The organism is Tepidiforma bonchosmolovskayae, from assembly GCF_008838325.1.
In the GTDB taxonomy this organism is placed as follows: domain Bacteria; phylum Chloroflexota; class Dehalococcoidia; order Tepidiformales; family Tepidiformaceae; genus Tepidiforma; species Tepidiforma bonchosmolovskayae.
On sequence record NZ_CP042829.1, the window covers coordinates 828,617 to 855,335 of the forward strand.

Here is a 26,719-nt window from a genome sequence, read left to right on the forward strand (position 1 = left end):
CGGTTCAGCCGAGCGCGGCTTCGATTTCGGCCTCGTCGAGGTTCGGGCCGACGACGGCGGCATGGAGCTTCGCGCGGTCGAAGATGCGGGCGGCGACGCGCTGGATGTCGTCGGGGGTGACGGCTTCGATGGCAGCGACGACTTCGTCGATGGTCTCGACGCGGCCTTTGGTCAGGAGGAGCTCGCCGTTGCGCTGGCCGATGGCGAAGGCGGTTTCGAGGGAGAGACGGAAGCGGCCGATGTTGTGGTCTTTGGCCTTGCGGAGCTCATCGGGCGGGACTGGTTCGCGGACGAGGCGGTCGGCCTCGGCGAGGCAGACCTGGATGGTCTCGCAGAGGCGGTCGCGGTTGACGCCGGCGGAGATGGTGAAGACGCCGGCATCGGAGAGGTAGCCGTAGCCGGAGGAGACGGAGTAGGCGAGGCCGCGGCGTTCACGCACTTCGAGGAAGAGGCGGGAGGACATGCCGGCGCCGAGGACGTCGTTGAGGATGCGGAGGATGTAGCGGTCGGGGTCGTCGCGGCCGAAGATGGGGAGGCCGAGATAGAGGGTGCACTGGTCGATGGGGCGGCTCTCGGTGACAACGCGGGGGCCGGTGACGGCGGGGTCGTAGGGCTGGACGGGCGGGATGGGGCCGGGCTCCATGCCGCCGAGCAGGGGAACGGCGTACTCGAGCACCTGCTGGTGGGTGACGTTGCCGGCGACGGAGAGGACGATGTTGCCGGGTTTGTACCACTCGCGGATGTGGCTGATGAAGTCCTCGCGCTTCCACGTGGCGACGAGTTCGACGGTGCCGCCGACGTCCCAGCCGGCGGGCTGCGGGCCGTAGACGGCCTGGCCGATGAGGCGGGCGGCCCAGGCGGCGGGGTTGTCGTGGTTGCGCTTCAGCTCCTGCTGGACGACGGGACACTCGCGCTCGATCTCCTGCTGTTCGAGTTTCGAGTTCAGGAGCATGTCGGCAGCGACGTCGATCGCCGTGGGAAAGCGGTCGAAGGGGACGATGTTCCAGTAGCAGGTGAACTCTTTGTTGGTGTAGGCGTTGAGGGTGCCGCCGGCGCCTTCGATCTCCTGGGCGATCTGGATGGCGGTCGGACGCTTCTCCGTGCCCTTGAAGACCATGTGCTCGAGGAAGTGGGTGATGCCGTTGAGATGCCGGGGTTCGGAGCGGGAGCCGACGCCGACGAAGATGTTGACGGAGGCGGCCTGGGTGGACGGCATGGTGGCCGTGATGACGCGGAGCCCGTTCGGGAGCGTGGTGATTTCGTAGTCGGACATAGGCCCTCCACGCGGGTGAAGCCGCATAGTACGGATCGGCGGGGAAGGCGCAAGGGGCGGCCGACCGGCGGGGTGCGGCGGCAGGCTAGACTGGAACGCGATGGGAAGGATCCCGGGGATTGAGCTGGCGCCGAACTGGACGAGTGCGGCGGCGGCGCTGGAGGGCATCCTGCGGCATGCGGGGATCGACCTGCCGCGGCACGCGGTGATGGGGCTGACGGGGCACGCGTTCCACTTCTGCCTCGGCACGCGGGAGGGTGTCGTGGCGCTGCCGAGCGGGCCGGCGAGCTTCGACCGGGCGGCGATGGTGGAGCGGTATGCGCGGACGGGGCTGCGCTTCGAACGGTTCGCAGGGCCGGCGGATGCTGCGACGAAGGAGCGGGCAGTTGCGTGGGCGGCGGAGCGGCTCGACGCGGGGGTGCCGCTCATCGGGTGGGACCTCCACCTGCACGAGTTCGGGATTGTCGACGGGTACGACCGGGCGAGGGGCGGCTTTTTCGTGCAGGACATTCTGACGGAGCAGGTCGGGCCGTTCGTCGCGTGGGAGGCGTGGGCGCCGCTGGGGGAGATTGAGCTCTGGGCGCCGGTCGAGCCGGTGGAGGTCGGCGCGGAGGCAGCGGTCGAGGCGCTGCGCACGGCGGCGGCGCTGCTGGGCGGCGACGAGGGGCCGGCGGACGGCCAGCCCCTGGGCGCTGCCGGGGTCGAGGCGTGGGCCGAGGCGCTCGAGGGGACGGCGGAGGTGGACCGTGCGGGGAACGCCTACACGCTGGCCGTGCTGGCGGCGGCCCGGGCAGACGGTGCGGCCTTCCTGCGCGATCTGGCGGCGACGTTCCCGGGGGCGGCGGAGCCGCTCGCGGAAGCGGCCCGCGCGCTGGAGGAGGAGACGAAGGCGCTTTCGCCGCTAATCACGCTCTTCCCGTTCCCGAGCGGGGGCCACGGGAACGTGCAGGTGCCGGGACTGCGGCGGGCGGCGGCGATGGCGCTGCGGCGGGCAGCCCGGTACGAGCGGGAGTGCCTCGCGGCTATCGAGGCGGCGATTCCCCTGGCGGAGCGGGAGGCGGGGTAAAGGGCGGGGCAACGCCGACTGACCCCTGCCGGGAAACCGGGTACGATTCGTGAAGCAGGGAACGAACGGTGGCTGAGCTCGCGCTGTACCTCTACTGGACCTCGGTGGTGACCGCGCCCATTGCGGCGGTGCTGTACTGGGCGTACGTCGGCAGTGCGGCCATTGCGGTGCGGCGGGTGGCGGCGCAGACGAGCGCGGGGACCGTGAGCGTGAGCCTGCCGGCGGGCGCGCCGAGCGCGGGGCTCGGCCGGCTGGCGACGACGTTCACGGGGCTGACGGCGCTCTTCCTCGCCGGGTGGGTTGCGACCCGCTGGGCGGCGCGCGGCTACGCGCCCCTTTCGAACCTGTACGAGTTCACGACGGCGTTCGCCTTTGGCATCTGCGCGGCGTACCTCGTCTTCGAACGGACCTCGCGGAACCGGCGGTACGGTGCGCTGGTGCTGCCGATCGTGGTCGCGATGCTCGGTATTGCGGCGACGTTCCCGAAGGAGATCGTGCCGCTCATCCCGGCGCTGCAGAACGGCCCGCTGCTGACGATCCATGTCTCGGTGATGATGCTGTCGTACGCGGTGCTGACAGTCGCGTTCTGCGCGGCGGCGGTGTACCTCGCGCAGGGCGGCGAGGGGAAGCGGCGGTTTGCGGCGCTGCCATCTGCCGAGGCCGCGGGCGACCTGGCCCACCGGGCGGTCCTGGTCGGCTTTCCGCTGCTGGGGCTGGGGATTGCGCTCGGCGCGTGGTGGGCGAACAGCGCGTGGGGGCGGTACTGGGGCTGGGACCCGAAGGAGACGAGCGCGCTGGTGACCTGGCTGAGCCTGGTGGCGTACTTCCACGCGCGGGCCGGGAGCGGGTCAGTGGCGGGAGCGCCGGGCATCCGGCGACTGGTGCCGGCGCGGCTGCGGCGCGGCTGGCGGCCGGACCCGATGTGGTGGCTGGTGGTGATGTGGGGGCTGGTGATGTTCACCTACTTCGGGGTGAACCTCTGGATCAGCGGCTTGCACAGCTACGCCGGGGTGTAGCGCCGGACAGCGCCAGCCCCGGGTTCAGCTGCGGCGGCGCTGGGCGAGCCCGGCGACCGTGGCTGCGCCGATCGGCCCGGCTTCGTCGTAGAGGCGGCACTGGCCCATGGAGATGCCGTCGCTGGCGCCGTGGTCGGTGGATTCGAAGCCGATCCACTCGCCGGCGGGGTAGCGGTGGAGGTAGAGGGTGATATCGACGTTGATGTAGGCGAGGCCGGCGCTGCCGGAGTTCGCGAGCGGACTGGCGAAATCGCAGGCGAGGGCGACGCGCTGGAAGGGGGTGAGTTCGCGGCCGGCGACGAGGGGGCGGACTTCGCGCATCCAGGTGCGCTTCTGGCCGACGGTCCCAAAAGCGCGGCCCTGCGAGCGGCTCTCCCACATCGGCTGCCAGCCTTCGTTGGCGATGGGCGGGCGCGGGTCGGGCTGGAGGGCGGAGGGCGGCGGGAAGTCCCACGGCGGGGGCGCCCAGACTTCGCCGGCGGGCTGTTCGCCTTCGCGCAGGAGGACGCAGCTGGCGCGGCCGATGGACTGGCCGGCGGCGAAGGCTTCGGCGTCGACGACGCGGATGCGGCTGCCTTCGCGCCGGACGGCGGTCTCGACGGTGATGGGGATGAAGGTGGGGAGCCGCCAGAGGTCGACGGTCATCCGGGCGACGCGGAGGTGGGGCTCGGCGTGGCGGCGTTCGATTTCGGCGCCGAGCAGGCCGGCGACGACGCGGCCGTGGAGGGAGTTCGGGTCCCACGGGCCGCGACAGACGGGCTGGGGCACGAAGGCCTCGCCCTCGACGATGAAGAAGGCATCGGTCGACATGGTTTGCCGATCATGGGGGCGCGGCGCGGAAGAAGCCAGCGGCTCAGCGGGGGGAGGTCATGACCTCGGGGCCCTGCGGCCGGTCGCCGGCGGCGCCGTCGGGCTCGAGGGTGACGAACATGCGGGTCATGTCGCGCGGGAGGGAGGGCAGGCGGACGATGAGCTCGCCACCGGGCGCGCCCTCGAAGTCGGCAGCGGAGCGGGCGCCGTAGGGGCCTTCGCTCCAGATTTGGTAATGGTGGCCTTCGGGTGCGGGGGGCAGCCCGACGACGCGGAGGACGGCGAAGGAAAAGTCGGAGGCGACGAAGACGGCGCCGCGGGCGCCGTCGCCGGCGAGGGGCAGTTCGATGGCCCGGGAAGCGAGCTGGGCGCGGAGGTCATCGGCTTCGCTGCGGGCATCGAGGTAGGCGATGACGGCGGCGGCGAGGCCGACGGCGAGAACGAGCACGGCCGCGGCGGAGGCGAGAGCAACCAGGCGCCAGGGGGTGCCGGGGCGGGCCGGCCGGCGGAGGGGGATGGGCTCCCGGGGCTGGATGCGGGCGCGGACGCCGGCAGCGATCCGGTCGGCGGCACCGGGCGGGAGCGGCTGCTCCTCGTAGCCGTGGGCGAGGGCTTCGGCGGCCTGGAGGAGCGGCTGGAGGGCGGCGCGCAGCTCAGCATCGGCGGCGAGGAGACGCTCGAGGGCCTCGGCTTCTCCGGGTTCGAGGAGGCCGAGGGCGTACTCGGGGAGCAGGTCGAAGGCCTGGTCGCGGTTCATGGTTCGAGTGCCTCGCGGACGGGCGCGAGGGTATCGCGCAGTTTGGTGAGGGCGAGCCGGAGGCGGCTCCGGATGGTGCCTTCGGGAAGGCCGAGCTCACGGGCGATATCGACGGGGCGCTGGCCCTGGTAGTAGGCGCGCACAATGACATCCTGCTGTTCGGCTGGCAGCTCCTCCAGTGCCTGCCGCAGGCGCTCCCCGGTGAGGCTGGCAAGGACGACCTGCCAGGTATCGTCCGGGTCTCGCAGTGCATATACGGACGGCGCGTCGTCGATCGATCGCTCGGGGGCGCGGGCGCGCTTACGGAGGAGGTCGATGGCGGCGTTGCGGGCGATGGCGAGGATCCAGGAGCGTTCGTTGCCGCGGGCGGGGTCGAACTGGCGGCCGCGCTGCCAGATGCGGACGAAGGCATCCTGGACGGCCTCTTCGGCGAGGGAGGGGTCGCGCAGGACCTGGACGGCGGCAGCGAAGGCTGGGCCGGTGTATTCGGCGACGAGGGCATCGAAGGCGGCGGCATCGCCGGCGCGGAAGCGCTCGAAGTGGCTGGTCACGCGGGGCGCTCCGCAAAGTTTCGGCGGTGGGTGATCGAACTGTTGTCGAGGGTGCGTACATGGGGTGTAGGCGGCTGACCGGCCGGCAGCCGCACACGGAAACACCCGGAGGAACGAAGGATGAACCTGGCACGGGCAATCATGACCCGGTCGAAGCTCCTCGTGGCCGCGGCGCTGGTGGCAGCGCTGGCTGCGGGGGTGGTGATGGGGCCGCAGGGCGCCGATGCGCAGCAGGCAACGGGCCGCGTTCGCATCATGCACGCGAGCCCGGACACGCCGCCGGTAGACATTTTTGTCGATGGGCAGAAAGCTGTCACGGCGCTGGCCTTCCCGAACAACACGGGGTACGTGGCACTGCCTGCGGGCGGGCACAACGTGAAGGTGTTCGTCTCGCCGTCGGACGGGACGGGCACGCCGGCGCTGCAGGCGACGCTCGACGTGGTGGCGGGCAAGGACGTGACGGTGCTGGCGACGGGGCGCGTGGGCGACGGTTCGCTGGCGCTGACGATCTTCGAGGATGACAACCGGACGCCGAGCGGGAACAACGCGCACATCCGCCTGATCCACGCCTCGCCCGACGCGCCGCCGGTGAATGTTGCGGTGGCGGGTACGGATACGAACGTCTTCACCGGCGTGGCGTTCCGGAACGTGAGCCCGTACGTGCCGGTCCCGGCGGGCACCTACAGCCTTGACGTGAAGGTGAACGCGACCGGGGCGACGGTGCTGACGATCCCGAACCTGAAGCTGGATGCGCGGACGGTGTACACGGCCGTGGCGGTCGGCCTCGCGGGCAACGGGACGCTCCGGGTGGTGCCGCTGGTCGATGCTCCGGCCCCGGCTGCCCCGGCGCCGCCGCGGACGGGCGACTCAGTGACCACGGGCGGCGGCACGCTGGCGCCGTGGGTGCTGGCCGCGGGCATTGCGCTGGCGGCGGTCTCCGGCGGCCTGGCTCTCGCAGCGCGGCGCGCCCGGTAGAAGCACAGCGCCCGCACCAGCGGACGATTGGAGGGCGGCTCCCGGGTGGGAGCCGCCCTTTGTGCTGCCGGCGAAGGCGGAGGGAGCGAGGGCCGGCTATTCGCCTTCGAAGCGGGTGATGGTGCCGGCGTTGACGACGAAGCGGCCTGAGGCGCGGGTGTAGATGTCGCGGAGACGGTCGGGGTCGGCAGTGGTGACGAGGGTCTGCTGGAAGGTATCGATGTACTCGAGGAGTGCGCGGCGGCGGCGGGCGTCGAGTTCGCTGAGGACGTCGTCGAGGAGGACGACGGGGTCGTCGCCGAGGGCGCGGCGAAGGTAGCTGGCTTCGGCGAGGCGGAGGGCGAGGGCCGCGGTGCGCTGCTGGGCGCGGGAGGCGAAGGCGTCGGCGGGCATGCCGTCGATGAGGATTTCGACATCGTCGCGGTGGGGCCCGACGAGGGTAGCGCCGGCGGCGATCTCCTTCTGGCGGGCGGCCTGGAGGGCCTTGAGCATGCGGCCGGTCCACTCGGCGTCGTCAATGGGAGCATCGTACTGGTCGAGCCCGCCGATGGAGGGCCGGTAGATGAGCGTGAGGGATTCGAGGCCGTCGGAGAGGCGCTCCATCTGCTGTTCGGCCTGGATGGCGAGGTGGCCGAGGGCATCAGCGCGGGCCCAGTAGATGGTGCCGCCGGCGTGGGCGAGCTCCTGGTCCCAGAAGGCGAGTTCGTGGGCCTGGGCTTCGCGGGCCTGGATGCGCTTGAGGAGGCTGTTGCGCTGCTGGACGACGCGGGCGTACTTCTGCATGGCGCGGAGGTAGCCGCGGTCGACCTGGGAGATCATCATGTCGAGGTAGCGCCGGCGCATGAGCGGGGGGCCGGCGACGATGTCGATGTCGAGGGTGGTGAAGAGGACGGCGCAGAGCTGGCCGACGGCTTCGGAGGCCTTGCGGAGGACGCCGTTGACGCGGACGCGCTTGCCGGCGCGGTGGGCCGGGTCGACGGTGCGGCCGACGATGGCGAGTTCGAGGGCGAGGTTGCCTGCGGCGCGTTCGACCTGGCAGGCGAGGCGGGCGACGGGGAAGTCGGACTCGAGGATGTCGCGGCGGACGAGGTCGGAATCCTGGCTGGCGCGGCTGGAGCGGAGGGTGGAGAGGAGGTAGATGGCCTCGAGGAGGTTGCTCTTGCCCTGGGCGTTATCGCCGATGAAGAGGTTGAGGCCGCGGTCGAGGCGGATATGGGCGCGGACGTAGTTCCGGAAGTTAACGAGCTCGAGGTCGAAGATAAACACGGTGGATACTCATTATAGCCCGAGTTCGTTAGCTTTGGGCTTATTTTTCCGGATCTTGACGGGGCAGGAGGCGGGGAACGGCGCTTCACCGAGGGGGACGGGGCGGGCATACTTGGGGGAGTGCCCGGCCGCCGGCGTCCTGCCGGGGCGGCCCTGCCGCATCATCCCACCTGATTGGACCACGCCATGCCACGTCACCCGAACGAGGTTCTTTTCGAGGGCGAAAAGCCGTTCCCCATCATCCCGACCTGCGAGCACTTCGCCGGGACGGAGGAGCGCATCGCGAAGGCGCTCGAGCTGCAGAACAGGATGGGGGGCGTCTTCGACATCACGATGGACTGCGAGGACGGCGCGCCGACCGGCCGCGAGCGGGAGCACGCGGAGATGGTGGTGCGGATGCAGAACAGCCCGCTGAACCAGCACAACATGGCGGGCGTGCGGATTCACGACTACACGCACGAGCACTGGAAGGCGGACGTCGACATCATCGTGCCGGCGGCGGGCGAGCGGATTGCCTACATCACGATCCCGAAGACGGTGCGGGCGCGGGAGCTCGCGGAGATGATCGACTACATCCGGAACACGGCTGCGAGGGCCGGCATCCGGCGGGAGATTCCGATCCATGCGCTGATCGAGACGCACGGTGCGCTGCGGGAGGTGTGGGAGATTGCGACGCTGCCGAACGTGCAGGTGCTCGACTTCGGGCTGATGGACTTCGTGAGCGCGCACCACGGGGCGATCCCGTCGTATGCGATGCGGTCGCCGCACCAGTTCGACCACGCACTGCTGCGGCGCGCGAAGGCGGAGATGGTGGCTGCGGCGCTGGCGAACGGGGTGGTGCCGGCACACAACGTGACGCTGGAGCTGAAGGACACGGAGTTCATCTACAACGACGCGCGGCGGGCACGGATGGAGTTCGGCTTCCTGCGGATGTGGAGCATCTACCCGGCGCAGATCGAGCCGATCACGCGGGCGATGGCGCCGTCGCACGACGAGGTGGAGGAGGCGCAGGCGATCCTGCTGAAGGCGTATGCGGCTGACTGGGGCCCGATCCAGCACGAGGGGAACCTGCACGACCGGGCGACCTACCGGTACTACTGGGAGACGCTGCAGCGGGCGCGCATCCAGAACGTGCCGCTGAGCGACAAGGTGATGCGGGCGTTCTTCCCGGACGCGGTCGCGGCCCAGAACTGAGCCGGCGCGGCGACAGACAGATGACGGCCCGGACGCGGTGCGCCCGGGCCGTTTGCTGTGCGGCATCCGGGGCTACTGGCCGGGCTTCCAGACCATCAGGAAGAGGATGCCGAGGGCAGACGCCCCGAGGATGGCGCCGACGATCCTGATGCGCGGGGCGTGGGCGAGGTAGGCTGCGGGGAGGGGCGCATCGTCGGGGGTGCCGTCGAGGAGCTGGAGGGCGCGGGAGAGGTTTCGGCGCTGGACGACGTTGGAGAGGGCGAAGGCCGCGAGGAACCAGGCGATGGCGACGCCGAGCCAGAGGGGGAAGTCGTCGCGGTAGCCGGTGTGGTCGTCGAAGATGAGGCCAAGCCCCATGAGGAAGAGGAGGACGACGGCCGGGTTCACGATGAGCTTTTCGAGCCGTTCGGTGGTGCGGATGGCGAAGCGGGTGGCTCCGGTGCCCTGGGCCTCGCCGGCGGCCTGCAGGATGGGGAAGGCGAAGGTTGTGCCGAGCCCAACGACGACCGGCGCGATATGGAGGTAGAGGAGGATGCGATAGGAGTTCATGGCGTGGCCCCGGGAAATCCGGGGGATTGTGCGCTCATGTCGTTGAATCGTCAACGGTTTCATCCATTGACATGCATGAACCGGGTTCGAGTCGGGCTTCACAGGGGCGAGGGGGCTGCCGAATGTACGGATGTCATGCACTATTCACCAATCGTCCGCCGCCGGTTCCCCGGGCGGGGAGCGGGGAGCCGGTAGATGCGGTTTCGACCGGGAAGCGGCTGGCGGGTGCCACTCGCCTGGCTGTGGGCCAGCCTCTTTGGAGCGGCGGCCATCGGCGGGCCGGCCATCCACGCGGCGTTGTTTGCCCCGGGGCGGCTGGAACTCGCTGCTGAAGCCGGGGCCGCCGTGGCGAGCGCGGGGCTGGCAGCCGCGGCTGCGGACCGGGTGATTCGGCGGCCGCTGCTCGGGCTCCGCACGGCACTGCTCCAGGTGCAGGCGGGCGACCTCGACCTCGAGGCGCCGCCCTCACCGGTACGCGAGATCGACGAACTGGGTGCCGACCTCCATCGGTCGCTGGCCTCGTTGCAGGTTTCGACCGACTCGCTCATCTACCGGGCATTCCACGACCCGCTGACGGATCTGCCGAACCGCGCGATGTTCCTTGCGGCCTTTGCGCGGGCATTGAGCGACGAGCGGCGGCCGAACCGGGTCGCCATCCTGTTCATGGACGTCGACCGGTTCAAGTACCTGAACGACACGCTCGGCCATGGGGTGGGCGACCAGCTGCTCTCGGTGTTCGCGCAGCGGCTGGTGGGCGCGGCTGAGGGCCACATGGTGGCCCGCCTGGGCGGGGATGAATTTACGGTTCTGGTGCGCGGCGAGGGCGCGGCATCGGAGGCGGTGCGGGTGGCCCGCCGGGTGCTGCAGGCGCTGCGGCGCCCGTTCTCAGTGGCCGGGCAGGAGATGTTCGTCACCTCGAGCATCGGGATTGCGGTCAACGGCGCGGAGGACCGGACAACGACCGAGCTGCTGCGGAAGGCGGACGTTGCGCTCTACCGGGCCAAGTCGGAAGGGCGTGCACGATTCGTTGTCTATTCCGCGGAGCTGGACGCGGACCCTGCTGAGCGGTTCGACCTGGACAACGGGCTGCGACGGGCGGTGGAGCGGAACGAGCTCCAGCTTCTCTACCAGCCGATTGTGGACCTGGAAACCGGCGCGCTGGTGGGGATGGAGGCGCTGCTCCGGTGGAATCACCCGCACCGGGGTGTGCTTTCGCCGGCGACGTTCATTGCGGTCGCTGAGGAGACTGGCGAGATTGTGCGGATTGGGAACTGGGTGATGGAGGAAGCCTGCAGGGAAACGGCGCGTGTTCAGCAGCTCCGGCCGGGTCTGCCGCTGACCGTGAGCGTCAATATCTCGGCCGCCGAGTTCCGGCAGGCTGACCTTCCGGGGCGCGTCCGGCGGATCCTGGAGTCGACGGGGCTGGAACCGCATGCGCTGACACTCGAGCTCACCGAGAGTGTCCTGCTCCACGATACCGCTGCCGCGATGGCGAGCCTCGACGAGCTGGGGAGGCTCGGCGTCGGACTGGCGCTGGACGATTTCGGGACGGGGTACTCGTCGCTGAGCTATCTGCAGCGGCTGCCGGTCGACACGCTCAAGATTGACCAGTCGTTCGTGGGCCGCCTGGGGGCGGACCCGGCATCGGGGCCGCTCACCCGGGCGATTGTGGAGATGGGGCACGCACTGGGGATGCGGGTGGTGGCGGAGGGGGTCGAGACGGAGTGGCAGCTCGCGTATCTGCGGGAGATCGGGTGCCAGCTTGGGCAGGGGCGGCTGTTTGCGGGCCCGCTGGCCGCCGAGCAGTTCCGCCGGCTGGCGGCTTCGCTCCGGCCGGCGGCTGCGTGGGGGCCGCTGCTGAAGACGGGGTGAGCGGGAGGAGGGAGGAGGGAGGAGTCAGGGGAGGCCGGGCGGGAGGGTGACGCGGGCGCCGACGCCGAGGCCGTGGGCGGCGAACCAGCCCCTGTTGACCTCGAGAACGTAGCGATAGGGGGCCGAGGGCGTGAGGATGGTTTCGTCGAGCGGGGTGCCCTGGCGGATGTCGACGACCGTGAGGTCGGCGCTGATGTAGGCGATATCAAGCGGGATGTAGGTGTTGCGCATCCAAAAGCCGGAGCGGCTGTCGGCCTGGAAGATGAAGAGCATGCCGGCATCGGGGTCGAGCGCGCGGCGGTACATCAGGCCCTGGGCGCGCTGCTGGGGCGTGACGGCAAGTTCGACGGTGACCGCAGCGCGGGCACTGCCCTGCTCGATGACGACGACGGGCCGTGACGGTGCCTCGGCGTCGCGGGCGCAGGCAACGATGAACAGCACAAAGACAAACGGAAGGGCGATGCTGCGCAGGCGTTCGGCTCCGGGGGCAGGCGGCGGGTTCACAGGACCACGAGGACGATACCAGCCACGCAGAGCAAGGTTCCAGCAAGGATGCGGCGGGTGAGCCGTTCGCCGAGGAAGGCGATGGAGAGCGGCAGGGCCAGGAGGGGCGAGGTGGAGGAGAGGATGGCCGTGCGGGCTGCGCCGGCGGTGACCACGGCATAGACGTACAGCAGGCTGCCGATGGTCGTGCCGACGAAGCCGGCGAGGGCGATGGCGCCGAGGCGGCGGGGGTCGCGGAGCGGCGCCGCCAGGGCGGGCCGCTGGAAGGCGAGGGCGAAGCCGAGGAGGGCGACGGCGCCGGCCGGGGTGCGGATGGTGCCGGCGGCGATGGCGCCGAGGTCGCCGCTGGCGGCGGCGAGCCAGAGGGTTGCGGCTGCCCAGGTGATGCCGACGCCGCCGAGGAGGGCGTAGCCTGCCGGGCCGGGCGTGGCGCAAACGGGCGCGGGACGGACGAGCACCGGGGCCGCGTCGGGTACGGCGACGGCCGGTGGAGGGACGCGGTCCGGCGCGGCGGCCGGGATGACGATCAGCGAGATGCCCGCACCGATGAGGAGAGCGCCCGCGGGCAGACCCCAGGAGAAGGGCTCATCGAGGAGGAGGACGCCGAAGATGACGGTGAGGCCGATGTAGAGGGCCATCGAGACGGGGAAGGTGCGCTGCATGCCGAGGCGGTTGAGGGCGAGGATGTAGAGTGTGTCGCCGAGGCCGTAGCCGAGCGCGCCGGAGGCGACGACCTGGGCGACCGTCGAAAGCGGGGCATCGGCGATGGTGGAGGATTCGCCGCTGGCCCAGAGGATGAGCGGCATGGCGAGGGCGCCGAAGCCGAGGCGGAGGCCGGAGAGGACGACGGGCGAGGTGCGGGTGGAGAGTGACGTGAGGGCGACGCTCGTGGCCGACCAGGTGAGGGCAGCGAGGAGGGCCGCGAGTTCACCCATCGGCGGGCATCGTACGGGGCCGGGCGGCTACGGGCTGCCGGGAGACGGACCGGGCCCCCGCTCGTGCGGGGGCCCGGCAGGGCGGAGGACGGGATGGCGGCTAGTTGCAGGTCTCGCCGGAAGCGTCGAGGAGCGTGACCTGCTGATTCGGGGCGCCGGAGCGCATCACGAGGACCACGCCCGAGAAGCCGGGGATGGTGGAGATGCCGCCGGCGGAGGTGTTATTGAGGTAGGAGGGGTAGTTGCCCGGGTTGCCGGGGTTGGTGTTGAAGTAGTGGAGCCACTTCTGGCTGGGGCCGTCCCAGATGTAGATGCCGATCCAGTCGCCCACCGGGAGGCACTGGGTGAAGGTGGCCGGGCTGACCGCCTGGGGCTTGATGGTGCCGACGTAGTGGATGTTGCAGCCGGGGCTGCCGTTGGCGCAGACACCGCCGACGGTGCTGGTGTGCTTCGCGAGGGCGATACCGAGGCTTGCCCCGAGGATGGTGGCAACGCCGACGCCGATGGCGACGACGGCGAGGGCTTTTTTCTGAATCCAGCTCATGGAACCTCCAGCGGCGCCGGGAGGGCGCTCTCCTGCGTGTACCGTAGCAACACGGGAAGGTACACGCACCGGAGAAAACGCCTGCCGGGTGCAGAGAGTTGCCAGCAGGCTGTAAAACGTTCGTAAAACCGGTGGGGCGGCGTGCGGGGGCCTGATTCTAACGAAATTCTTGCTGTTCTCCGGGGGGCAGCTGCCGATACGGGCTGGTAGGATGCCGGGCGGAGGCGTCTGTCATGTTGCCGCTTGGTTTCAGCTGGGGAGCATTCCTCGTCTACGTCTTTGCGCTGATGTTCATGACACTCGGGGGAATCTGGGGGCTGGTGGAAAGCCGCCACCCGGCGTTTCTTATCCCGATCCTGATGGGGCTGTTCTACTTCTACCTGTGCTGGGAGGCGGTCGTGGAGGGCGACGACGAGCAAGGGCCGCCACCGCCGCCGTCGCGGAGCCGGGGCTGAGCCGCTGACCGCGGGATTACCGGGATGCGCGTAGGGTAGCGGTATGGGGCTGCGCTCGTTCCGGCTGGGGGCGCTGTTCGGTATTCCGCTGCTCGTGAACCCGAGCTGGTTTCTGCTGGCCGGGCTGACGACGTGGTTCCTCGCCACCCAGTTCTACCCGGCGGCCTTCGAAGGTGCGTCGCGGTGGACGCATCTCTGGATGGCGGGGGCGAGCGTCGCGGCCTTTTTCGCGTCGATCGTGCTGCATGAGCTGGCCCACAGCATGGTGGCGCGGCGGTTCCGCATCCCGGTGAAGAGCATCACGCTGTTCGTCTTCGGCGGGGTTGCGCAGATTACTCGGGAGGCGGCGCGGCCGCTGCAGGAGCTGCTGATGGCGCTCGCGGGGCCGCTGATGAGCCTGGCGCTTGGCGCGGCGTTTGCGGGGAGCTGGTGGCTGCTGGGCGGGCGGGCAGACCGGGGCATCGACTACGTGCTCGTGTGGCTGGCGATCATGAACATGGCGCTCGGGCTGTTCAACCTGCTGCCGGCCTTTCCGATGGACGGCGGGCGGGTGTTCCGGGCTGCGCTCTGGCTGGTGACGCGGAACCACGCGCTTTCGACCGGCATCGCAGCGTGGACCGGGCGCGGCTTCGCGTGGGGGATGGCCGGGCTCGGCCTGCTGGCGGTCCTCGGGCGCGATGTGGTCGTCGCGGATTCGGTGGCAGGCGGGGCGTGGCTGGTGCTGATCGGGCTGTTCCTCGAGAACGCGGCGCGGCAGTCGCTTGTGCAGAACCGGCTGGTCCGTGAGCTGGCGCAGTACCGCGCTGAGGACGTGATGGTGGCAGATGCGCCGGTGGTGGATGCGCGGCAGCCGGTGGGGCCGCTGGCGCGCGGCGCGCTCGAACTGAACCCGCGGGCGGTCTACCTCGTGAGCGACGGGGACCGGCTGGCCGGGGTGCTCTCGGGCTACGAGCTGCGGGCCGTTCCGGAGCCGCTGTGGGACAGCACGCCGGCGGGAGCGGTGATGGTCCCGAAGGATGCGCTGCGGGCGACGGCGCGGGACCGGCTGGTTTCGGACGTGCTGCTGGAGATGGAGATGGAAGAGCTGCTCCATATGCCGGTGGTGGAGAACGGGCGGGTGATCGGCATCGTGGCGCGGGACCGGATTGTGGGGCTGCTGCGGCAGGCGGGGCTGCTCGGCACGGCCCGGGCGTAGGGCGCTTTCGCGCCGGGCGGCACGGCCGCAAGATGGGGGCATGACACCGGTTCGGACGATGGGGGCGGTCGCGGCCGCGAAGCTGACCGGGGCGGCGACGCGGGCCCTCCGGCGGGGAAGCGGGACGGCGCTCCCGGGGCTCGTTGCGACCCGGATCGACCCGGGGGTGGTGGCGCGGCTGGGGCGGCAGCTCGGCGGCGGCCGGGTGCTGGTGACGGGAACGAACGGGAAGACCACGACGGCGCGGCTGCTGGCGGCGATGCTGCATGCGGCGGGCCGGGGCTACGTACACAACCGTGAGGGGAGCAACCTGGTCCGCGGGTTCGCGAGCACGCTGGCGGCGCGGGCGGACTGGCGCGGGCAGATCCCGGGCGCGGCTCAGCTGACCGGGCTGTTCGAGACCGATGAGGCGACCTTCCCGGCGGCGGTCCGGGCGCTCGACCCGACGGTCATGGTGGTGACGAACCTGTTCCGCGACCAGCTGGACCGGTACGGGGAGGTGGATACGGTGGCCGGCATGCTGCGCGAGGGGCTGGCCGCGGCAGGGCCGGGCGCGACGCTGGTGCTGAACGCTGACGACCCTTCGGTGGCGGGGCTGGCCGAGGGGTGGCCGGGACGGGTCCACTGGTTCGGGCTGGACGTCCCGGAGCTGCACCGCGAGGCCGCCGGGGCGACGGATGCGCGGTGGTGCAGCTGCGGCGGCGATTTCGCCTATGCGCGGCGGTACTTCGCGCACGTGGGCTGGTGGCGGTGCACGCAGTGCGGGCGGGCCCGGCCGGCACCGGAGACGGAGGGGCGGAGGGTAGAGCTCGGGCTCGACCGGACGCGCTTTGAGGTGCCGGGGCTGGGCATCGCGGCGATGCGCCTCGCCGGGCTGTACAACGTGTACAACGCGCTGGCGGCCATCGCGGCCGGGCGTGCGCTCGGGCTGCCCGCGGCGGCGATCCGGGCCGGGCTGGCAGACGCGCGGGCGGCATTCGGCCGGCAGGAGGTGGTGGCGCTGGAGGGGCGCGAACTCTGGCTGCTGCTGACGAAGAACCCGGCGGGCGCGAACCAGGTGTTGCTGCTGCTCGAGCAGGCCGGGGGGCCGGACCTGGCAGTGGCAGGGCTGCTGAACGACCGTTTCGCGGATGGGCAGGATGTGAGCTGGATCTGGGACGTCGACTACGAGCTGCTGGCGGGGCGGGTCGTTCGGTGCTGGGCCGGCGGCGACCGGGCGGAGGACCTCGCGCTGCGGTTCGACTACGCGGGCTGGCCGGCGCCGCTGGCGGTGGAGCTTGCACCGGGGGCGCTGCTCGATGCGATCCTCGCGGGGACCGCGCCGGGGGAGCGGGTGTTCGTCATCCCGACGTACACGGCGATGCTCGACCTGCGGGCCGAACTGGTGCGGCGGAAGGCGGTCAGGAGCGCGCTGGAGTAGGGCCCCGGCGGGCGCGGTAGTACATGGGGGCGCCGGTGCCGCCCCTGCGGAGGAGGATGACCTCGGCAACGATGCTGACGGCGATCTCCTCGGGCGTTTCTGCGCCGATATCGAGCCCGATGGGGGTGCGGACGCGGTCGAGTTCGGCCTCGGGGAAGCCCTCGGCACGGAGGTGGTCGAGCACGGCAGTGGTACGGCGCCGGGAGCCGATCATCCCGAGGTAGGCGGCGCCGCGGCCAAGGCATTTCCGCAGGGAGAGTTCGTCCTGTTTGTGGCCGCGGGTGACGAGCACGATGGTAGTGGAGGGGCCGATGGGGAACCGCTCGAGGGCGGCTTCGAAGTCGTCGCAGATGACCTCGTCGGCCTCGGGGATGAGGGCGGGGTCGGCGAAGTCGGGCCGATCGTCGATGACGGCGACGCGGTAGCCGAGGAAGTTCGCGAGGCGGGCGAGGGCGCGGCCGATGTGGCCGGCTCCGACGACGAGGAAGGTGGGCCGGGATTCGACGACTTCGACGTAGATGGCGGGGGCGCCTTCGGTGTGGCGTTCGGCGAGTGTTTCGCCGGCGGCATAGAGGGTGCGGGCGCCGTGCCGCGCGAAGAGGCCGGGCGCGGCGCGAGCGACGGCGGCATCGAGGGCGGGGTCGCCGAGGGAGCCGAGGGTGCGGCCGTCGGGCTCGACGAGGAGGCGGGCCCCCGGCGCAAGGGGGAGGGGGCCGGGGTCGACGAGCACGGCGAGGAGGACGGGGGCGCCTCCTTCGGCGGCGTCGATGAGCCGTTGTGTCAGTTCGAGCATAGCGAGAGTGTAGAGGAAGGGAGGAGGGAGGAGGGAGCCCAACCCCGCCAGCACGCCCCGGCCCGAGGGAGGAGGGAGGAGGGAGCCCCACCCGGCCGCCACGCCACCCCGAGGGAGGAGGGAGCAGGGAGCAGGGAGCGGGGTGCCCGGGAGATTCCGCGGGGGTCGATGAGCGGCTATGCTGGCGCGCGTGGAACGACGGGCGACGCGGCTGCTGCTGACGCGGCACGGGCAGACGGTGGCGAACGTTGAGGGGCGGTTCTGCGGGCACAGCGAGACGGAGCTGACGGCGCTCGGCCGGGAGCAGGCGCGGGCGCTGGGGCGGCGGCTGGCCGGGACGCGGATCGATGCCTGCTACACCTCAGACCTTGGGCGGGCCATTGCGACTGCGCGGCTGGCGCTGGGCGAACGCGGCATCGCGCCGGTCCCGCGGGCGGAGCTGCGGGAGCGGCACTACGGGGTGTGGGAGCTGGAGCGGGAGGAGGACGTGCGGCGGCGCGACCCGCAGCGGTTCGCGCAGATGGAGGCGGAGGACCCGGCATGGCAGCCGCCCGGCGGCGAGACGACAACGATGGTGCGGGTGCGAACCTTCGCGGCGCTGCGGGAGATTGCCGCCGCGCACCGGGGCGGCACCGTGCTGGTTGTCGGGCACGGCACGATGCTGAACTGCCTCCTTTCGATGGTGCTGGGGATGCCGGAGACGCACGTGTTCCGCTTCGACGTTCGGCATTGCGCCCTGTTCGAGGTTGAGGAGCGGAGCGGGCGGCTGGTGGTGGTGCGGATGAATGACGCGGCCCACCTGGACGGGCTCGAGTGATCCCGGTCGGCGACAGCACGCGGCGGCATTCGACGCCGTGGGTGACGTACGCGATCATCCTGGCGAACTTCACCATTTTCATCGCCATGCTGGGGATGGACGCGACGGTGCCGCGGGCGACGCCCGGGGCGACGCAGCGGTTCGTGGAGCAGACGGCAGGCCCGTGTTACGGCTACCGGGCGCCGCCGAACGATTTGAACGAGTTCATTTGCCGGTGGGGGTTCCAGCCGAAGGAGTTTTTCGACACGGTCCGGGGCGAGTCGGGGCTGACCGGCGCGGCGCGGCGGCAGGCGCTCCTCGCGATCGTGACGGCGGTGTTCATCCACGGGGGCTGGCTGCACATCCTGGGGAACATGCTGTTCCTCTGGGTGTTCGGCGATAACATCGAGGACCGGCTGGGGAAGCTGGGGTTCCTGGCGTTCTACCTGGCCTCGGGGGTGGTCGCGTCGCTCGTGCAGGGGCTGATGGACCCAACGAGCGTGGTGCCGGTGGTGGGGGCGAGCGGGGCGGTGGCCGGGGTGCTGGGGGCGTACCTGGTGTGGTTCCCGCGGTCGACGGTGCATGTGGTCATTCCGTTCTTCATCCTGCTGTTTATTCCGCTGCCGGTGCCGGCGTTCCTGATGATCGGGCTGTGGTTCCTGCAGAACCTGTTTGCGGGGTACGCGACGATCGTGGACACGGCATCGACGGGCGGCGGGGTTGCGTGGTTCGCGCACATCGGGGGGTTCCTGTTCGGGGCGCTGGTGGCGATGACGGGGGTGGGGCGGCGGCGCCGGTAGGGAGGTGCGTTATTTGCGGAACGGGGGAAACTGCGAATAGCGGGCGGCGTTATTTGCAGTTTGGGAACAGCTGCTGCGGGGCGATGCCGGCCGTAAATTGTTGGTAAATCGTAAGAGTCGGGCCCCGGCCGGGGTTTTTCGTTCGCACTTCGGCGGCTAGGGTGAAGGCGAGACCAGCGAGGCGCCGGCTTCCCCGCCGGCCGGGGGTGAGGATGCGACGGATTGCCTGGGCGATGGCGGGTCCGATGCTGCTGGCGGCGGCAGCCGTGGCCTGGGCGTGGGACGGGGGCTCGCGGCCGGCGCACGCGCTGACGAACTGTTCGACCAGTTCGCAGGCGCTGGATGCGGCGGAGCAGGAGCTGCTGCGGCTGGTGAACGAGTTCCGGGTTGCGAACGGGGTGGCGCCGCTCAAGCCGTCGCCGAACCTTTCGCGGGCGGCGGCGTGGATGTCAGAGGACATGGCGGCGAAGGGATACTTCAGCCACACCGACAGCCTGGGGCGGTCGCCGTTCCAGCGGGTGAAGGATTGCGGCTACGCGACGACGGGCGCGGGGGAGAACCTGGCGATTGCCGGGAGCGCGCAGCAGGCGTTCACCCTGTGGGTGAATTCGACGATGGGCCACCGGGAAAACATGCTGCAGCCGATGTGGGTGGTGGCGGGCGTCGGGCGGGCAGGCGGGTACTGGACGCTCGATTTCGGGACATACGACGACTCGAATGAGCCGTGGGACGGCCCGCAGCCGGCGACGCCGACGATGGGGCCGACGGCGACGCCGACCCCGGGCGGGGCGTCGCTGCCGTCGTCGCACCCGAACCTGCCGCGGCGGGCGCTGGTGCCGAATATCGTGGCGGAGCGGTAGGAGGGAGGAGCGGGGAGCGGGGAGCAGGGAGCGGTTAGCGGAGGGTGATGCCGCCGTCGACGGCGATGGCCTGGCCGGTGATGTTGCGGGCGGCCGGGCTGGCGAGGAAGGCGGCGAGTTCGCCGATGTCCTCCGGGGTTTGCTCGCGGCCGAGGGGGACACCGGTTTTGACCACCTCGAGGAAGACTTCACGAGGCGAAAGGCCGGCGAACCGGGGCACGGTGCGCTGCATCATCGCGGCGAGGCCTTCCCAGGCGCGGGTCCAGAGGAAGCCGGGGCAGATGGCGTTGACGCGGATGTCGAAGGGGGCGTACTCGAGCGCACAGCTTTTCGTGAGGGAGATGACGCCGGCCTTGGCGGCGGCGTAGGCGGGGAGGGTGGGCGCGGCCTGGAGCGCGGCGATGCTGGCGATGTTGATGATGGCGCCGCCGCCGCGCTGCTTGAGAAAGGGAAGCGCGTGCTTCGTGCCGAGGAAGGTGGAGCGGAGGTTCTGGGCGAGCTGTTCGTCCCAGGCGGCGGGGTCCATGTCTTCAACGCGGCCGCCGCCCGCCGCTGCTGCGGGGAGGGCGGAGGGGTCGACCGGGCCGCGGCCGGCGCCGGCGTTGTTCACCATGATGTCGAGGCCGCCGAGGGCCGCGACGGCGGCGCGGAGGGCCTCTCTGAGCTGGTCTTCGACGATGACGTCGCAGGCGAGGCCGACGCCGGGGGTGGGGAGGGCGGCGGCGGTGGCGGCGGCCTGCTCGCCGTCGAGGTCGAGGATGGCGACGCGGGCGCCCTGGCGGGCCATGACGGCCGCGATACCGGCGCCGATGCCGCGGGCGCCGCCGGTGACGATTGCGGTTTTGCCTTCGAGGGGGAGCACGGCAGGAGTTTCTCCTCAGTGGGGTGCCCGCGGACTGTACCAGATGGCCGGCAGGGGTTCCCGGGGCCGCGCGGCGGAGGGGTTTCCCGGGCGGAGCCGCCGCAGGACGGGCAGCCGGCCGCGTGTGGTAGTATCCCGGCCTCTGCCCGACCGCGGCCCCGCATCGCGACGGCTCTCCGCGGACCGGGGACCGCTGACCTCAGGGGGTTCCGGCGTTGCGCGTCATGACCATCGGCTTCACGAAAAAATCAGCACGCCAGTTTTTCGAAACGATCGGGCAGGCGGAGGCCAGGCGGCTCGTTGATGTGCGGCTGAACAACGCTTCCCAGCTCGCCGGCTTCACCAGGCGAGACGACCTCGAGTACTTCCTGGGTGCGATCCTCGGAATCGGATACGTGCACGAGCCGCTGCTCGCGCCGACGCCGGAGCTGCTTACCGGGTATCGGAACGAGAAGCGGCCGTGGAGCTGGTACGAGGAGGAGTTCCTTCGGCTGATGCGCGAGCGGAGGATTGACGAGCGAGTCCCGCGCGAGCTGATCGACGGAGCCGTGCTCCTGTGCAGCGAGGCAACGGCGGACCGATGCCACCGGCGGCTTGTGGCGGAGTACCTGGCCGCACGCTGGGGCGGCATGGAGATCGTGCACCTGCCGTGAGGGCGGGCCGGCTCAGCGGCCGATGAAGCGGGGTTCGCGCTTTTCGAGGAAGGCGGCGACGGCTTCGCGGGAATCGGCGGAGAAGCCGGCGATGCGCATGTGGAGGGCCTCCTGGTCGAGCACCTGCTCGAGGGTGGCGGTTTCGGCGAAGTTCAGGTTCTCTTTCATGCGGGCGTAGGCGCCGGTCGGGCCTTCGGCGAGGCGGCGGCAGAAGTCGAGGCCCTGCGCGAGGAGTTCGTCGTGGGGGATGACGCGGTTGACGATGCGGAGCTCGAGGGCGCGGGCAGCGTCGATGATTTCGGCGGTGAAGTAGAGTTCGCGGGCGATGCCGGCGCCGCAGAGGCGCTGGAGGAAGTAGGAGCCGCCGAAATCGCCGGGGAGGCCGACGTTGCGGAAGGCGGCGCCGAAGCGGGCGCGGTCGGAGGCGAGGCGGATGTCGCAGGCGAGGGCGATGCTGAAGCCGGCGCCGACGGCCGGGCCGTTCACGAGGGCAACCACGGGCTTCGGCATGGTGTGGAGGCGGAGGGAGACCTCGTCGTGGCGGCGGCGGAGCTCGGCGACGAGACGGTCGAGTTCGGCGATGACGGCGGCGGGGCCTTCGCTGGCGGCTGCGGCGGCGATGCGGTCGTTCCGCTCCTGCATGGCACGGATGTCGCCGCCGGCGCAGAAGGCGCGGCCTGCGCCGGTGATGGCGACGCAGCGGACGGCGGGGTCGGCTTCGACCTCGGCGAGGGCCTCGGCGAAGCGGGGCACGAGGTCGCCGCCCATGGCGTTGAGCGTTTCGGGGCGGTTGAGGGTGATGAGCGCAACGCCGTCGCGGCGCTCGAGGAGGACATCGGACACAGCGGGCCTCCGGGCGATGGGGTGGAAGGATCGTGGGGCAGGGGAGGGCGGGGCGCAACGCTTGCATTCATGAGTAGTTGGTTATAGAGTTACGAACATGAACGACCTGCCAGACGACCTGATGGGGCTCGTGGCCGAGCGGTTCCGGCTGCTGGGCGACGGGACGCGGCTGCGCATCATCCGCTTCCTGCTCGCGCGCGGCGAAGCCCCGGTGGGGGAGATTGCGGCGGCGACGGGCTGTTCGCAGGCGAACGTCAGCAAGCACCTCCGCCTGCTGCACGATGCGCGGGTGGTTCGCCGGCGCGCGGAGGGGACGATGGCGTTCTACCGCGTCGTTGACCCGAGCGTGGAAGAGCTGTGCGACATCGTCTGCGGGGGGATCCGGCGGCAGGTCGCGGAAGAGGCAGCACTGGTGGGGCTTACCCCGGGAGGGCAGCAATGAAGACGGTCCAGTTCGTGGCAGAGGCGCTGGGCGATGCGTCGTACCTCGTCGTGCACGGCGAGGAGGCGGCGGTCATCGACCCGCAGCGGGACATTCGGCCGTTCGTGAAGGCGTCGCGGGAGCACGGCGCGACGATCCGGTATGTGGTGGAGACGCATGTCCACAACGACTACGTGTCGGGCGGGCGGGAGCTGGCGGCGCTGGGCGCGGAGGTGATCGCGCCGGCGGCCGGGAAGCTGGAGTTCCCGCACCGGCCGGTGGAGGACGGCGACGTCATCGACCTCGGCGGGGCGAAGCTGCTCGTGACGGCTGCGCCGGGGCACACGTATGAGCACGTCGCGTACCTCGGGGTAACGCCCTCGGGCGAGGTGCGCGGCGCGTTTACGGGCGGTGCGCTGCTGATGGCTGCGGCGGGCCGGACGGACCTGCTGGGGCCGGACCATACGGAGACGCTGACCCGCCTCCAGTGGGAGACGGCGCAGAAGCTGCGGAAGCTGGTGCCGGCGACGGCCGATGTGCTGCCGACGCACGGGGCGGGGTCGTTCTGCAGCGCGACGGGGACGGACCTCGGACGGTGCGGGCCGATGGCGGCGGAGCTGCTGCGCAACCCGGCGCTCATCGCCAAGACGTACGAGGAGTTCCGGGCGCTGCACCTGGCGAGCGAGATGCCGATCCCGGGGTATTACCGGTACATGGCGCCGATCAACCGGAAGGGGCCGAAGGTGTACGGCGAGCCGCCGCGCCCGCAGCGGCTGAGCGCCGGCGAGCTGCTCGGGCTCGGCCGCGAGACGTGGGTGGTGGACGTTCGGACGCGGGCGGATTACGCCGCAGGGCACCTGCCGGGTTCGCTGGAGATCGAAGAGAGCACGTCGATGCTGGCGTACGTGGGGTGGCTCATCCCGTTCGACGCGCCGATTGCGCTGGTGGCCTACGACGGGCTCCAGGCGGAGCGGGTGACGGTCGACCTGTTCCGGATTGGGTACGAGCATGTGGTCGGCTATGCGGCGGCCCGCGAGCTGCCGCTGACGGCGCGGACGGAGGCGGTGAGCGCGGAGGAGGTTGCGGAGGCGCTGCGGAGCGGGCGGGTGCCGGTGCTGGACGTGCGGTATGCGCAGGAGCTGCGCGACGAGCCGGTGCCGGGGGCGCGGCCGCTGCCGTTCGACCGGATGCCGGAGTGGGCGCCGGAGGTGGAGGGCCCGGTGCTGGTGTCGTGCGCGAGCGGGCAGCGGGCGGCGATGGCGGCGAGCTACCTGGAGCGGCTGGGCGTGAGCGCGCGGCCGTTCATCGCGGGCGGCGCAGCGGAGGTGCGGCGGGCGCTGGCGGCGAAGGTGGGGTGAGGAGCTCCGGGGGCGCACGCTTCACGGGGGCCGGTCATGTGACCGGCCCCCGTTTGCTGTGCGGCGCGAGTGCGGTGGCGGGGGCGGCCGTCAGCTGCCGGCTATTCCGGCAGCGCGAGGCGGTAGCGGAGGATGGCGCCGACGCCGCCGAGGGCGCGCAGGCCGTGGTGCTCGCGGACGACTTCGACCCGGGCGCCGGTCGCTGCAGCGAGCCGGGCGAGCTCGTCCTTCCGCTCGGCGGGCTCGTAGGCGTCGTCGATGACGACGACATCGGCGGCGCCGAGTTCGAGGGCGGCTTTCGTCCGGTCGTAGCCGGCGACGCCGAGGTCACCCTCTTCGACCTCGCCGACGAGGATGTCGGCGGTGTGCTGCGACTGGTCGTCTTCGGTCTGGAGGAGGAAGTGCTCGACGGTGCGGCGGACGTGTTCGAGGCCGGCGCGGATGTCGATGTGGAATTCACCCTCGGTGACCCGGCGGGTCAGCGATTCGGGGAGGGCTTCGCGGAGGTGGTGGAGGGCGACTTCGTCGCCGGCGATGATGAGGCGGGTCGCGCGCTCCTGCTCGCAGAGCTGCTCGATGAGCTTTGCGGCTTCTTCGGCGAACTCGCGGCGGTGGTTTTCGACGTGGCGGCGGAAGCGGTGCTCGTTCATGCCGCTGGTGGAGCGCATCTGGTAGTTGTAGGGGTCTTCGTCTTTGCCGGGCATTTCGGCGATCCGTTCGCCGCGGACGACGAAGAGGCGGAGGGTGTTGGTATCGGCGACGGCGACGACGGCGGTCTCGTACTCGTCGAGGAGCCGGGCGAGCTGGTAGAGGCGGGGGTAGCGGTCGTAGACGACCTGGTTTTCGAAGGGCGCGGGGGCTTCGATCGATTCGAAGAGGCCGGCGGCGGAGCAGGAGAATATGGCGAGCCCTTCGGCCGCGGGGCTGGCAGCGGCGACGGCGGCGTGGACGCGCTCAGCGTCGCCCCGGAAGGATTCGAGGGCCGGGCCGCGGACGCCGAGGCTGTGCTCGATCTGGCGGAGACGGTCCTTGAGGACGGTGTCGCCGGTGCGGTGTTCGGGGCGCTCGCCGGTGGCCTGGGGCCGGCGGTCGAGGTAGACGGAGAGGATGCCAACGCCCTCGGGGGCTTCCCAGCGGGCGACGCGGCGGAGGAGTTCGGAGAGTTCGGTTTCGAACAGTGAGGTTTCGCTGGACATGACAGCAGTGTACGCGGCCGGCGGGCGGGGGAAACAGGCCCGCGGGGCCGCGGTACACCGGCCGAAGGGCGGAAACCGGGCGGTTCGCCGGGCGCGCTGCTGGTACACTTGCGCGCATGACATCCACGGTTTCACTGTTGCGGGAACGGGCCATGGCCGCGCGGAAAGCGTCGCGGGTGCTCGCGCGCCTTTCGACGGCAGAGAAGAATGCGGCGCTGGAGCGGATTGCGGCGCTGCTCGAGCAGGAGCAGGCGGCCGTGCTGGAGGCGAACGCAAAGGACCTCGCCGCCGCGAAGGAAGCGGGGCTGGAGGATGCGTTCGTGGAGCGGCTGACGCTGACGCCGGAGCGGCTGCGCGGCATCGCGAACGATACGCGGAGCGTGATGCAGCTGCCGGACCCGGTGGGGGAGGTGTTCGATTCGCGGACGCTGCCGAACGGGCTGTGGATCGGGCGGCGGCGGGTGCCGCTGGGGGTCGTGGCGTGCATCTACGAGTCGCGGCCGAACGTGACGATCGACATCGCGGCGCTGGCACTGAAGAGCGGGAATGCGGCGATTTTGCGGGGCGGCAAGGAGGCCCGGAACAGCAATGCGGCGCTGGGCGAGCTGGTGCAGCGGGCGCTGGCAGGGACGTCGGTGCCGGCGGACGCGGTGCAGGTGATCAGCGACCCGGACCGGGCGCACGTCGACGAGCTGCTGGAGATGAACGACCTGGTGGATGTGGTGGTGCCGCGGGGCGGGGCGCAGCTCATCGACTACGTGCGGCGGAAGGCGACGATGCCGGTCATCGCCCACGGGGATGCGGTCGTCCAAATTTATGTCGATGAGTTTGCCGACCTGGACCTTGCCGAGAAGGTGGTGGACAACGCGAAGACGCGGCGGTACAGCATCTGCAACGCGGTGGACACGCTGCTGGTGCACCGGGCGATTGCGGAGCCGTTCCTGCGGCGGATGGCGGCGCGGTGGAACGGGAAGGTCACGTTCATTGCTGACGAGCGGGCGTACCCGGTGCTGGCGGCGGCCGGGGCGCCGGTGGAGCGGGCGACGGAGGCGACGTGGCGGACGGAGCACCTTGCGCTGCGGGTGGGGGTGCGGGTCGTCGACGCGATGGAGGAGGCGACGGAGCACATCGAGCAGTACGGGAGCCACCATTCGGACGCGATCCTGACGGAGAACTACAGCCGGGCGCTGGAGTTCCTCGACGTGGTGGATTCGGCGGCGGTGTACGTGAACGCGAGCACGCAGTTCACGGACGGCGCGCAGTTCGGGCTGGGGGCGGAGGTCGGGATTTCGACGCAGAAGATGCATGCGCGGGGTCCGATGGGCCTGCGCGAGCTGACGAGCTACAAGTGGACCATCATCGGCAGAGGGCAGGTGCGACCGCTGTGATTACGTTCGAACGGGAATGCAGGACTCCGCACTCGGAGTCGTACACAATTTTCGAAGACGGCAGCATCGTGGGGCGGGTAGACCTGCACTACCAGGGGACGAACGTGTATGCGACGCTCTGCACGACGGCGGACGCGGACGAGGAGCGGATCCAGCAGCTGATCGATGCGACGGACGAGCAGCTGGTGATGACGGCGGACCCGTACCGGGAGGACTTCATCGTGACGGTGTGGCGGGGGTCGCCGGCGGGGGTGTACAGCGACAACGAGCTGGACGACGACGAGGATGAGGACGACACGTTCCGGCTGAACTGAGGGCGGCGTGGCGGATGGCCGGGCGGATACCTCGAAGCGGGCGGTGCTGGTAG

29 protein-coding genes are annotated in these 26,719 nt (G+C 70.9%); 16 read left to right on the plus strand and 13 right to left on the minus strand.

Going from position 1 to position 26,719, the window contains the following annotated elements; all coding sequences use genetic code 11:
• Positions 1–4: 4 nt before the first annotated feature.
• The gene (locus Tbon_RS04270; protein WP_192498133.1) at positions 5–1,273 is read right to left on the minus strand and encodes a M16 family metallopeptidase; all 1,269 of its coding nucleotides are present in this window, start codon (positions 1,271–1,273) and stop codon (positions 5–7) included.
• A gap of 100 nt (positions 1,274–1,373) precedes the next feature.
• Here Tbon_RS04270 and Tbon_RS13745 point away from each other — a divergent pair, with 100 nt between their 5' ends.
• Positions 1,374–2,339 carry a hypothetical protein gene (locus Tbon_RS13745; RefSeq protein WP_192498134.1) on the plus strand — a complete coding sequence of 322 codons (966 nt, stop codon included), beginning with the start codon at positions 1,374–1,376 and terminating at the stop codon, positions 2,337–2,339.
• Between the two features lie 68 nt (positions 2,340–2,407).
• Positions 2,408–3,355: a cytochrome c biogenesis protein CcsA gene (gene ccsA, locus Tbon_RS04280; protein WP_158066469.1), complete on the plus strand. Its 948-nt coding sequence runs from the start codon at positions 2,408–2,410 to the stop codon at positions 3,353–3,355.
• Positions 3,356–3,379: 24 nt separating this feature from the next.
• On the opposite strand, the gene Tbon_RS04285 is transcribed toward ccsA, so the two are convergent.
• The 3 genes from Tbon_RS04285 to Tbon_RS13750 are packed head-to-tail and all read right to left on the minus strand — an operon-like array spanning position 3,380 to position 5,473.
• Positions 3,380–4,165, minus strand: coding sequence for a thioesterase family protein (locus Tbon_RS04285; RefSeq protein WP_158066470.1), 786 nt, complete (start codon positions 4,163–4,165; stop codon positions 3,380–3,382).
• Between the two features lie 43 nt (positions 4,166–4,208).
• On the minus strand, positions 4,209–4,922 hold the full coding sequence (locus Tbon_RS04290) for an anti-sigma factor (protein ID WP_158066471.1): 714 nt from the start codon (positions 4,920–4,922) through the stop codon (positions 4,209–4,211).
• The gene (locus Tbon_RS13750) at positions 4,919–5,473 is read right to left on the minus strand and encodes an RNA polymerase sigma factor (RefSeq protein ID WP_192498135.1); all 555 of its coding nucleotides are present in this window, start codon (positions 5,471–5,473) and stop codon (positions 4,919–4,921) included. Before Tbon_RS13750 ends, Tbon_RS04290 begins: the two co-directional genes overlap by 4 nt.
• Positions 5,474–5,593: 120 nt before the next feature.
• On the opposite strand from Tbon_RS13750, the gene Tbon_RS04300 reads away from it, so the two are divergent.
• Positions 5,594–6,448 carry a DUF4397 domain-containing protein gene (locus tag Tbon_RS04300; protein ID WP_158066473.1) on the plus strand — a complete coding sequence of 285 codons (855 nt, stop codon included), beginning with the start codon at positions 5,594–5,596 and terminating at the stop codon, positions 6,446–6,448.
• A 96-nt stretch (positions 6,449–6,544) separates the two neighbouring features.
• Here the strand turns inward: Tbon_RS04300 and recF are convergent, their stop codons facing one another.
• Positions 6,545–7,714: a DNA replication/repair protein RecF gene (gene recF / locus Tbon_RS04305; protein WP_158066474.1), complete on the minus strand. Its 1,170-nt coding sequence runs from the start codon at positions 7,712–7,714 to the stop codon at positions 6,545–6,547.
• A gap of 186 nt (positions 7,715–7,900) precedes the next feature.
• Between recF and Tbon_RS04310 the strand changes: the two genes are divergently transcribed.
• Positions 7,901–8,908, plus strand: coding sequence for an HpcH/HpaI aldolase/citrate lyase family protein (locus tag Tbon_RS04310; RefSeq protein ID WP_158068241.1), 1,008 nt, complete (start codon positions 7,901–7,903; stop codon positions 8,906–8,908).
• A 72-nt stretch (positions 8,909–8,980) separates the two neighbouring features.
• On the opposite strand, the gene Tbon_RS04315 is transcribed toward Tbon_RS04310, so the two are convergent.
• Positions 8,981–9,457, minus strand: coding sequence for a DUF2269 family protein (locus tag Tbon_RS04315; protein ID WP_192498136.1), 477 nt, complete (start codon positions 9,455–9,457; stop codon positions 8,981–8,983).
• A gap of 195 nt (positions 9,458–9,652) precedes the next feature.
• Between Tbon_RS04315 and Tbon_RS04320 the strand changes: the two genes are divergently transcribed.
• Positions 9,653–11,329: a putative bifunctional diguanylate cyclase/phosphodiesterase gene (locus Tbon_RS04320; protein WP_158066476.1), complete on the plus strand. Its 1,677-nt coding sequence runs from the start codon at positions 9,653–9,655 to the stop codon at positions 11,327–11,329.
• Positions 11,330–11,353: 24 nt separating this feature from the next.
• Here Tbon_RS04320 and Tbon_RS04325 read toward each other — a convergent pair whose 3' ends face one another.
• From Tbon_RS04325 to Tbon_RS04335, 3 genes are all read right to left on the minus strand, one after another.
• On the minus strand, positions 11,354–11,833 hold the full coding sequence (locus Tbon_RS04325; protein WP_192498137.1) for a DUF192 domain-containing protein: 480 nt from the start codon (positions 11,831–11,833) through the stop codon (positions 11,354–11,356).
• Entirely contained in the window at positions 11,830–12,768 is a 939-nt protein-coding gene (locus tag Tbon_RS04330) for a DMT family transporter (protein ID WP_158066477.1), read from the minus strand. The genes Tbon_RS04325 and Tbon_RS04330 overlap by 4 nt, the downstream gene beginning before the upstream one ends.
• Before the next feature lie 100 nt (positions 12,769–12,868).
• Positions 12,869–13,312 (minus strand): hypothetical protein, encoded by a 444-nt coding sequence (locus tag Tbon_RS04335; RefSeq protein WP_158066478.1) that lies wholly within the window; start codon positions 13,310–13,312, stop codon positions 12,869–12,871.
• Between the two features lie 233 nt (positions 13,313–13,545).
• Here Tbon_RS04335 and Tbon_RS04340 point away from each other — a divergent pair, with 233 nt between their 5' ends.
• Genes Tbon_RS04340 through Tbon_RS04350 form a run of 3 tightly spaced genes read left to right on the plus strand, consistent with a single transcriptional unit; the run spans position 13,546 to position 16,382 of the window.
• Positions 13,546–13,767, plus strand: coding sequence for a hypothetical protein (locus Tbon_RS04340; RefSeq protein ID WP_158066479.1), 222 nt, complete (start codon positions 13,546–13,548; stop codon positions 13,765–13,767).
• A gap of 43 nt (positions 13,768–13,810) precedes the next feature.
• Positions 13,811–14,962, plus strand: a complete 1,152-nt coding sequence (locus Tbon_RS04345) for a site-2 protease family protein (RefSeq protein ID WP_158066480.1) — start codon at positions 13,811–13,813, stop codon at positions 14,960–14,962.
• Between the two features lie 40 nt (positions 14,963–15,002).
• The gene (locus Tbon_RS04350; protein WP_158066481.1) at positions 15,003–16,382 is read left to right on the plus strand and encodes a MurT ligase domain-containing protein; all 1,380 of its coding nucleotides are present in this window, start codon (positions 15,003–15,005) and stop codon (positions 16,380–16,382) included.
• Here Tbon_RS04350 and Tbon_RS04355 read toward each other — a convergent pair.
• Complete coding sequence (locus tag Tbon_RS04355) at positions 16,363–17,175, minus strand: XdhC family protein (RefSeq protein ID WP_158066482.1); 813 nt, start codon at positions 17,173–17,175, stop codon at positions 16,363–16,365. The genes Tbon_RS04350 and Tbon_RS04355 overlap by 20 nt on opposite strands.
• A 190-nt stretch (positions 17,176–17,365) precedes the next feature.
• Between Tbon_RS04355 and Tbon_RS04360 the strand changes: the two genes are divergently transcribed.
• The 3 genes from Tbon_RS04360 to Tbon_RS04370 all read left to right on the plus strand — a co-directional run bounded on the left by Tbon_RS04360 (position 17,366) and on the right by Tbon_RS04370 (position 19,631).
• Positions 17,366–17,992 carry a histidine phosphatase family protein gene (locus tag Tbon_RS04360; protein ID WP_192498138.1) on the plus strand — a complete coding sequence of 209 codons (627 nt, stop codon included), beginning with the start codon at positions 17,366–17,368 and terminating at the stop codon, positions 17,990–17,992.
• On the plus strand, positions 17,989–18,771 hold the full coding sequence (locus tag Tbon_RS04365; protein WP_158066484.1) for a rhomboid family intramembrane serine protease: 783 nt from the start codon (positions 17,989–17,991) through the stop codon (positions 18,769–18,771). The genes Tbon_RS04360 and Tbon_RS04365 overlap by 4 nt, the downstream gene beginning before the upstream one ends.
• Before the next feature lie 212 nt (positions 18,772–18,983).
• The gene (locus tag Tbon_RS04370; RefSeq protein WP_158066485.1) at positions 18,984–19,631 is read left to right on the plus strand and encodes a CAP domain-containing protein; all 648 of its coding nucleotides are present in this window, start codon (positions 18,984–18,986) and stop codon (positions 19,629–19,631) included.
• Between the two features lie 34 nt (positions 19,632–19,665).
• Here Tbon_RS04370 and Tbon_RS04375 read toward each other — a convergent pair whose 3' ends face one another.
• Positions 19,666–20,493 (minus strand): SDR family NAD(P)-dependent oxidoreductase, encoded by an 828-nt coding sequence (locus tag Tbon_RS04375; protein WP_158066486.1) that lies wholly within the window; start codon positions 20,491–20,493, stop codon positions 19,666–19,668.
• 224 nt (positions 20,494–20,717) lie between these two features.
• On the opposite strand from Tbon_RS04375, the gene Tbon_RS04380 reads away from it, so the two are divergent.
• Positions 20,718–21,146 carry a DUF488 domain-containing protein gene (locus tag Tbon_RS04380; protein WP_225734704.1) on the plus strand — a complete coding sequence of 143 codons (429 nt, stop codon included), beginning with the start codon at positions 20,718–20,720 and terminating at the stop codon, positions 21,144–21,146.
• Positions 21,147–21,158: 12 nt separating this feature from the next.
• Here Tbon_RS04380 and Tbon_RS04385 read toward each other — a convergent pair whose 3' ends face one another.
• On the minus strand, positions 21,159–21,989 hold the full coding sequence (locus tag Tbon_RS04385; RefSeq protein WP_225734705.1) for an enoyl-CoA hydratase/isomerase family protein: 831 nt from the start codon (positions 21,987–21,989) through the stop codon (positions 21,159–21,161).
• Positions 21,990–22,086: 97 nt separating this feature from the next.
• On the opposite strand from Tbon_RS04385, the gene Tbon_RS04390 reads away from it, so the two are divergent.
• Complete coding sequence (locus Tbon_RS04390; protein ID WP_158066489.1) at positions 22,087–22,431, plus strand: ArsR/SmtB family transcription factor; 345 nt, start codon at positions 22,087–22,089, stop codon at positions 22,429–22,431.
• A complete protein-coding gene (locus Tbon_RS04395; protein ID WP_158066490.1) occupies positions 22,428–23,768 on the plus strand; it encodes an MBL fold metallo-hydrolase in 1,341 nt (446 codons plus the stop codon). The genes Tbon_RS04390 and Tbon_RS04395 overlap by 4 nt, the downstream gene beginning before the upstream one ends.
• A gap of 101 nt (positions 23,769–23,869) precedes the next feature.
• Here the strand turns inward: Tbon_RS04395 and Tbon_RS04400 are convergent, their stop codons facing one another.
• Positions 23,870–24,964, minus strand: a complete 1,095-nt coding sequence (locus tag Tbon_RS04400; RefSeq protein ID WP_158066491.1) for a baeRF10 domain-containing protein — start codon at positions 24,962–24,964, stop codon at positions 23,870–23,872.
• Between the two features lie 116 nt (positions 24,965–25,080).
• Between Tbon_RS04400 and Tbon_RS04405 the strand changes: the two genes are divergently transcribed.
• Together Tbon_RS04405 and Tbon_RS04410 are read left to right on the plus strand one after the other, a co-directional pair.
• Positions 25,081–26,352 carry a glutamate-5-semialdehyde dehydrogenase gene (locus tag Tbon_RS04405; protein ID WP_158066492.1) on the plus strand — a complete coding sequence of 424 codons (1,272 nt, stop codon included), beginning with the start codon at positions 25,081–25,083 and terminating at the stop codon, positions 26,350–26,352.
• A complete protein-coding gene (locus Tbon_RS04410) occupies positions 26,349–26,666 on the plus strand; it encodes a hypothetical protein (RefSeq protein ID WP_158066493.1) in 318 nt (105 codons plus the stop codon). The genes Tbon_RS04405 and Tbon_RS04410 overlap by 4 nt, the downstream gene beginning before the upstream one ends.
• Positions 26,667–26,719: the final 53 nt, after the last annotated feature.

Bases quoted from the DNA above. Each gene is read 5' to 3' on its own strand.
- Tbon_RS04355 (WP_158066482.1), bottom strand. From the start codon at position 17,175: ATGCTCGAACTGACACAACGGCTCATCGACGCCGCCGAAGGAGGCGCC.
- Tbon_RS04395 (WP_158066490.1), top strand. From the start codon at position 22,428: ATGAAGACGGTCCAGTTCGTGGCAGAGGCGCTGGGCGATGCGTCGTAC.
- Tbon_RS04290 (WP_158066471.1), bottom strand. From the start codon at position 4,922: ATGAACCGCGACCAGGCCTTCGACCTGCTCCCCGAGTACGCCCTCGGC.
- Tbon_RS04315 (WP_192498136.1), bottom strand. From the start codon at position 9,457: ATGAACTCCTATCGCATCCTCCTCTACCTCCATATCGCGCCGGTCGTC.
- Tbon_RS04300 (WP_158066473.1), top strand. From the start codon at position 5,594: ATGAACCTGGCACGGGCAATCATGACCCGGTCGAAGCTCCTCGTGGCC.
- Tbon_RS04285 (WP_158066470.1), bottom strand. From the start codon at position 4,165: ATGTCGACCGATGCCTTCTTCATCGTCGAGGGCGAGGCCTTCGTGCCC.
- Tbon_RS04390 (WP_158066489.1), top strand. From the start codon at position 22,087: ATGAACGACCTGCCAGACGACCTGATGGGGCTCGTGGCCGAGCGGTTC.
- Tbon_RS04370 (WP_158066485.1), top strand. From the start codon at position 18,984: ATGCGACGGATTGCCTGGGCGATGGCGGGTCCGATGCTGCTGGCGGCG.
- Tbon_RS04330 (WP_158066477.1), bottom strand. From the start codon at position 12,768: ATGGGTGAACTCGCGGCCCTCCTCGCTGCCCTCACCTGGTCGGCCACG.
- Tbon_RS13745 (WP_192498134.1), top strand. From the start codon at position 1,374: ATGGGAAGGATCCCGGGGATTGAGCTGGCGCCGAACTGGACGAGTGCG.
- Tbon_RS04405 (WP_158066492.1), top strand. From the start codon at position 25,081: ATGACATCCACGGTTTCACTGTTGCGGGAACGGGCCATGGCCGCGCGG.
- Tbon_RS04340 (WP_158066479.1), top strand. From the start codon at position 13,546: ATGTTGCCGCTTGGTTTCAGCTGGGGAGCATTCCTCGTCTACGTCTTT.
- Tbon_RS04380 (WP_225734704.1), top strand. From the start codon at position 20,718: ATGACCATCGGCTTCACGAAAAAATCAGCACGCCAGTTTTTCGAAACG.
- Tbon_RS04400 (WP_158066491.1), bottom strand. From the start codon at position 24,964: ATGTCCAGCGAAACCTCACTGTTCGAAACCGAACTCTCCGAACTCCTC.
- Tbon_RS04335 (WP_158066478.1), bottom strand. From the start codon at position 13,312: ATGAGCTGGATTCAGAAAAAAGCCCTCGCCGTCGTCGCCATCGGCGTC.
- Tbon_RS04270 (WP_192498133.1), bottom strand. From the start codon at position 1,273: ATGTCCGACTACGAAATCACCACGCTCCCGAACGGGCTCCGCGTCATC.
- Tbon_RS04320 (WP_158066476.1), top strand. From the start codon at position 9,653: ATGCGGTTTCGACCGGGAAGCGGCTGGCGGGTGCCACTCGCCTGGCTG.
- Tbon_RS04345 (WP_158066480.1), top strand. From the start codon at position 13,811: ATGGGGCTGCGCTCGTTCCGGCTGGGGGCGCTGTTCGGTATTCCGCTG.
- Tbon_RS04310 (WP_158068241.1), top strand. From the start codon at position 7,901: ATGCCACGTCACCCGAACGAGGTTCTTTTCGAGGGCGAAAAGCCGTTC.
- Tbon_RS04350 (WP_158066481.1), top strand. From the start codon at position 15,003: ATGACACCGGTTCGGACGATGGGGGCGGTCGCGGCCGCGAAGCTGACC.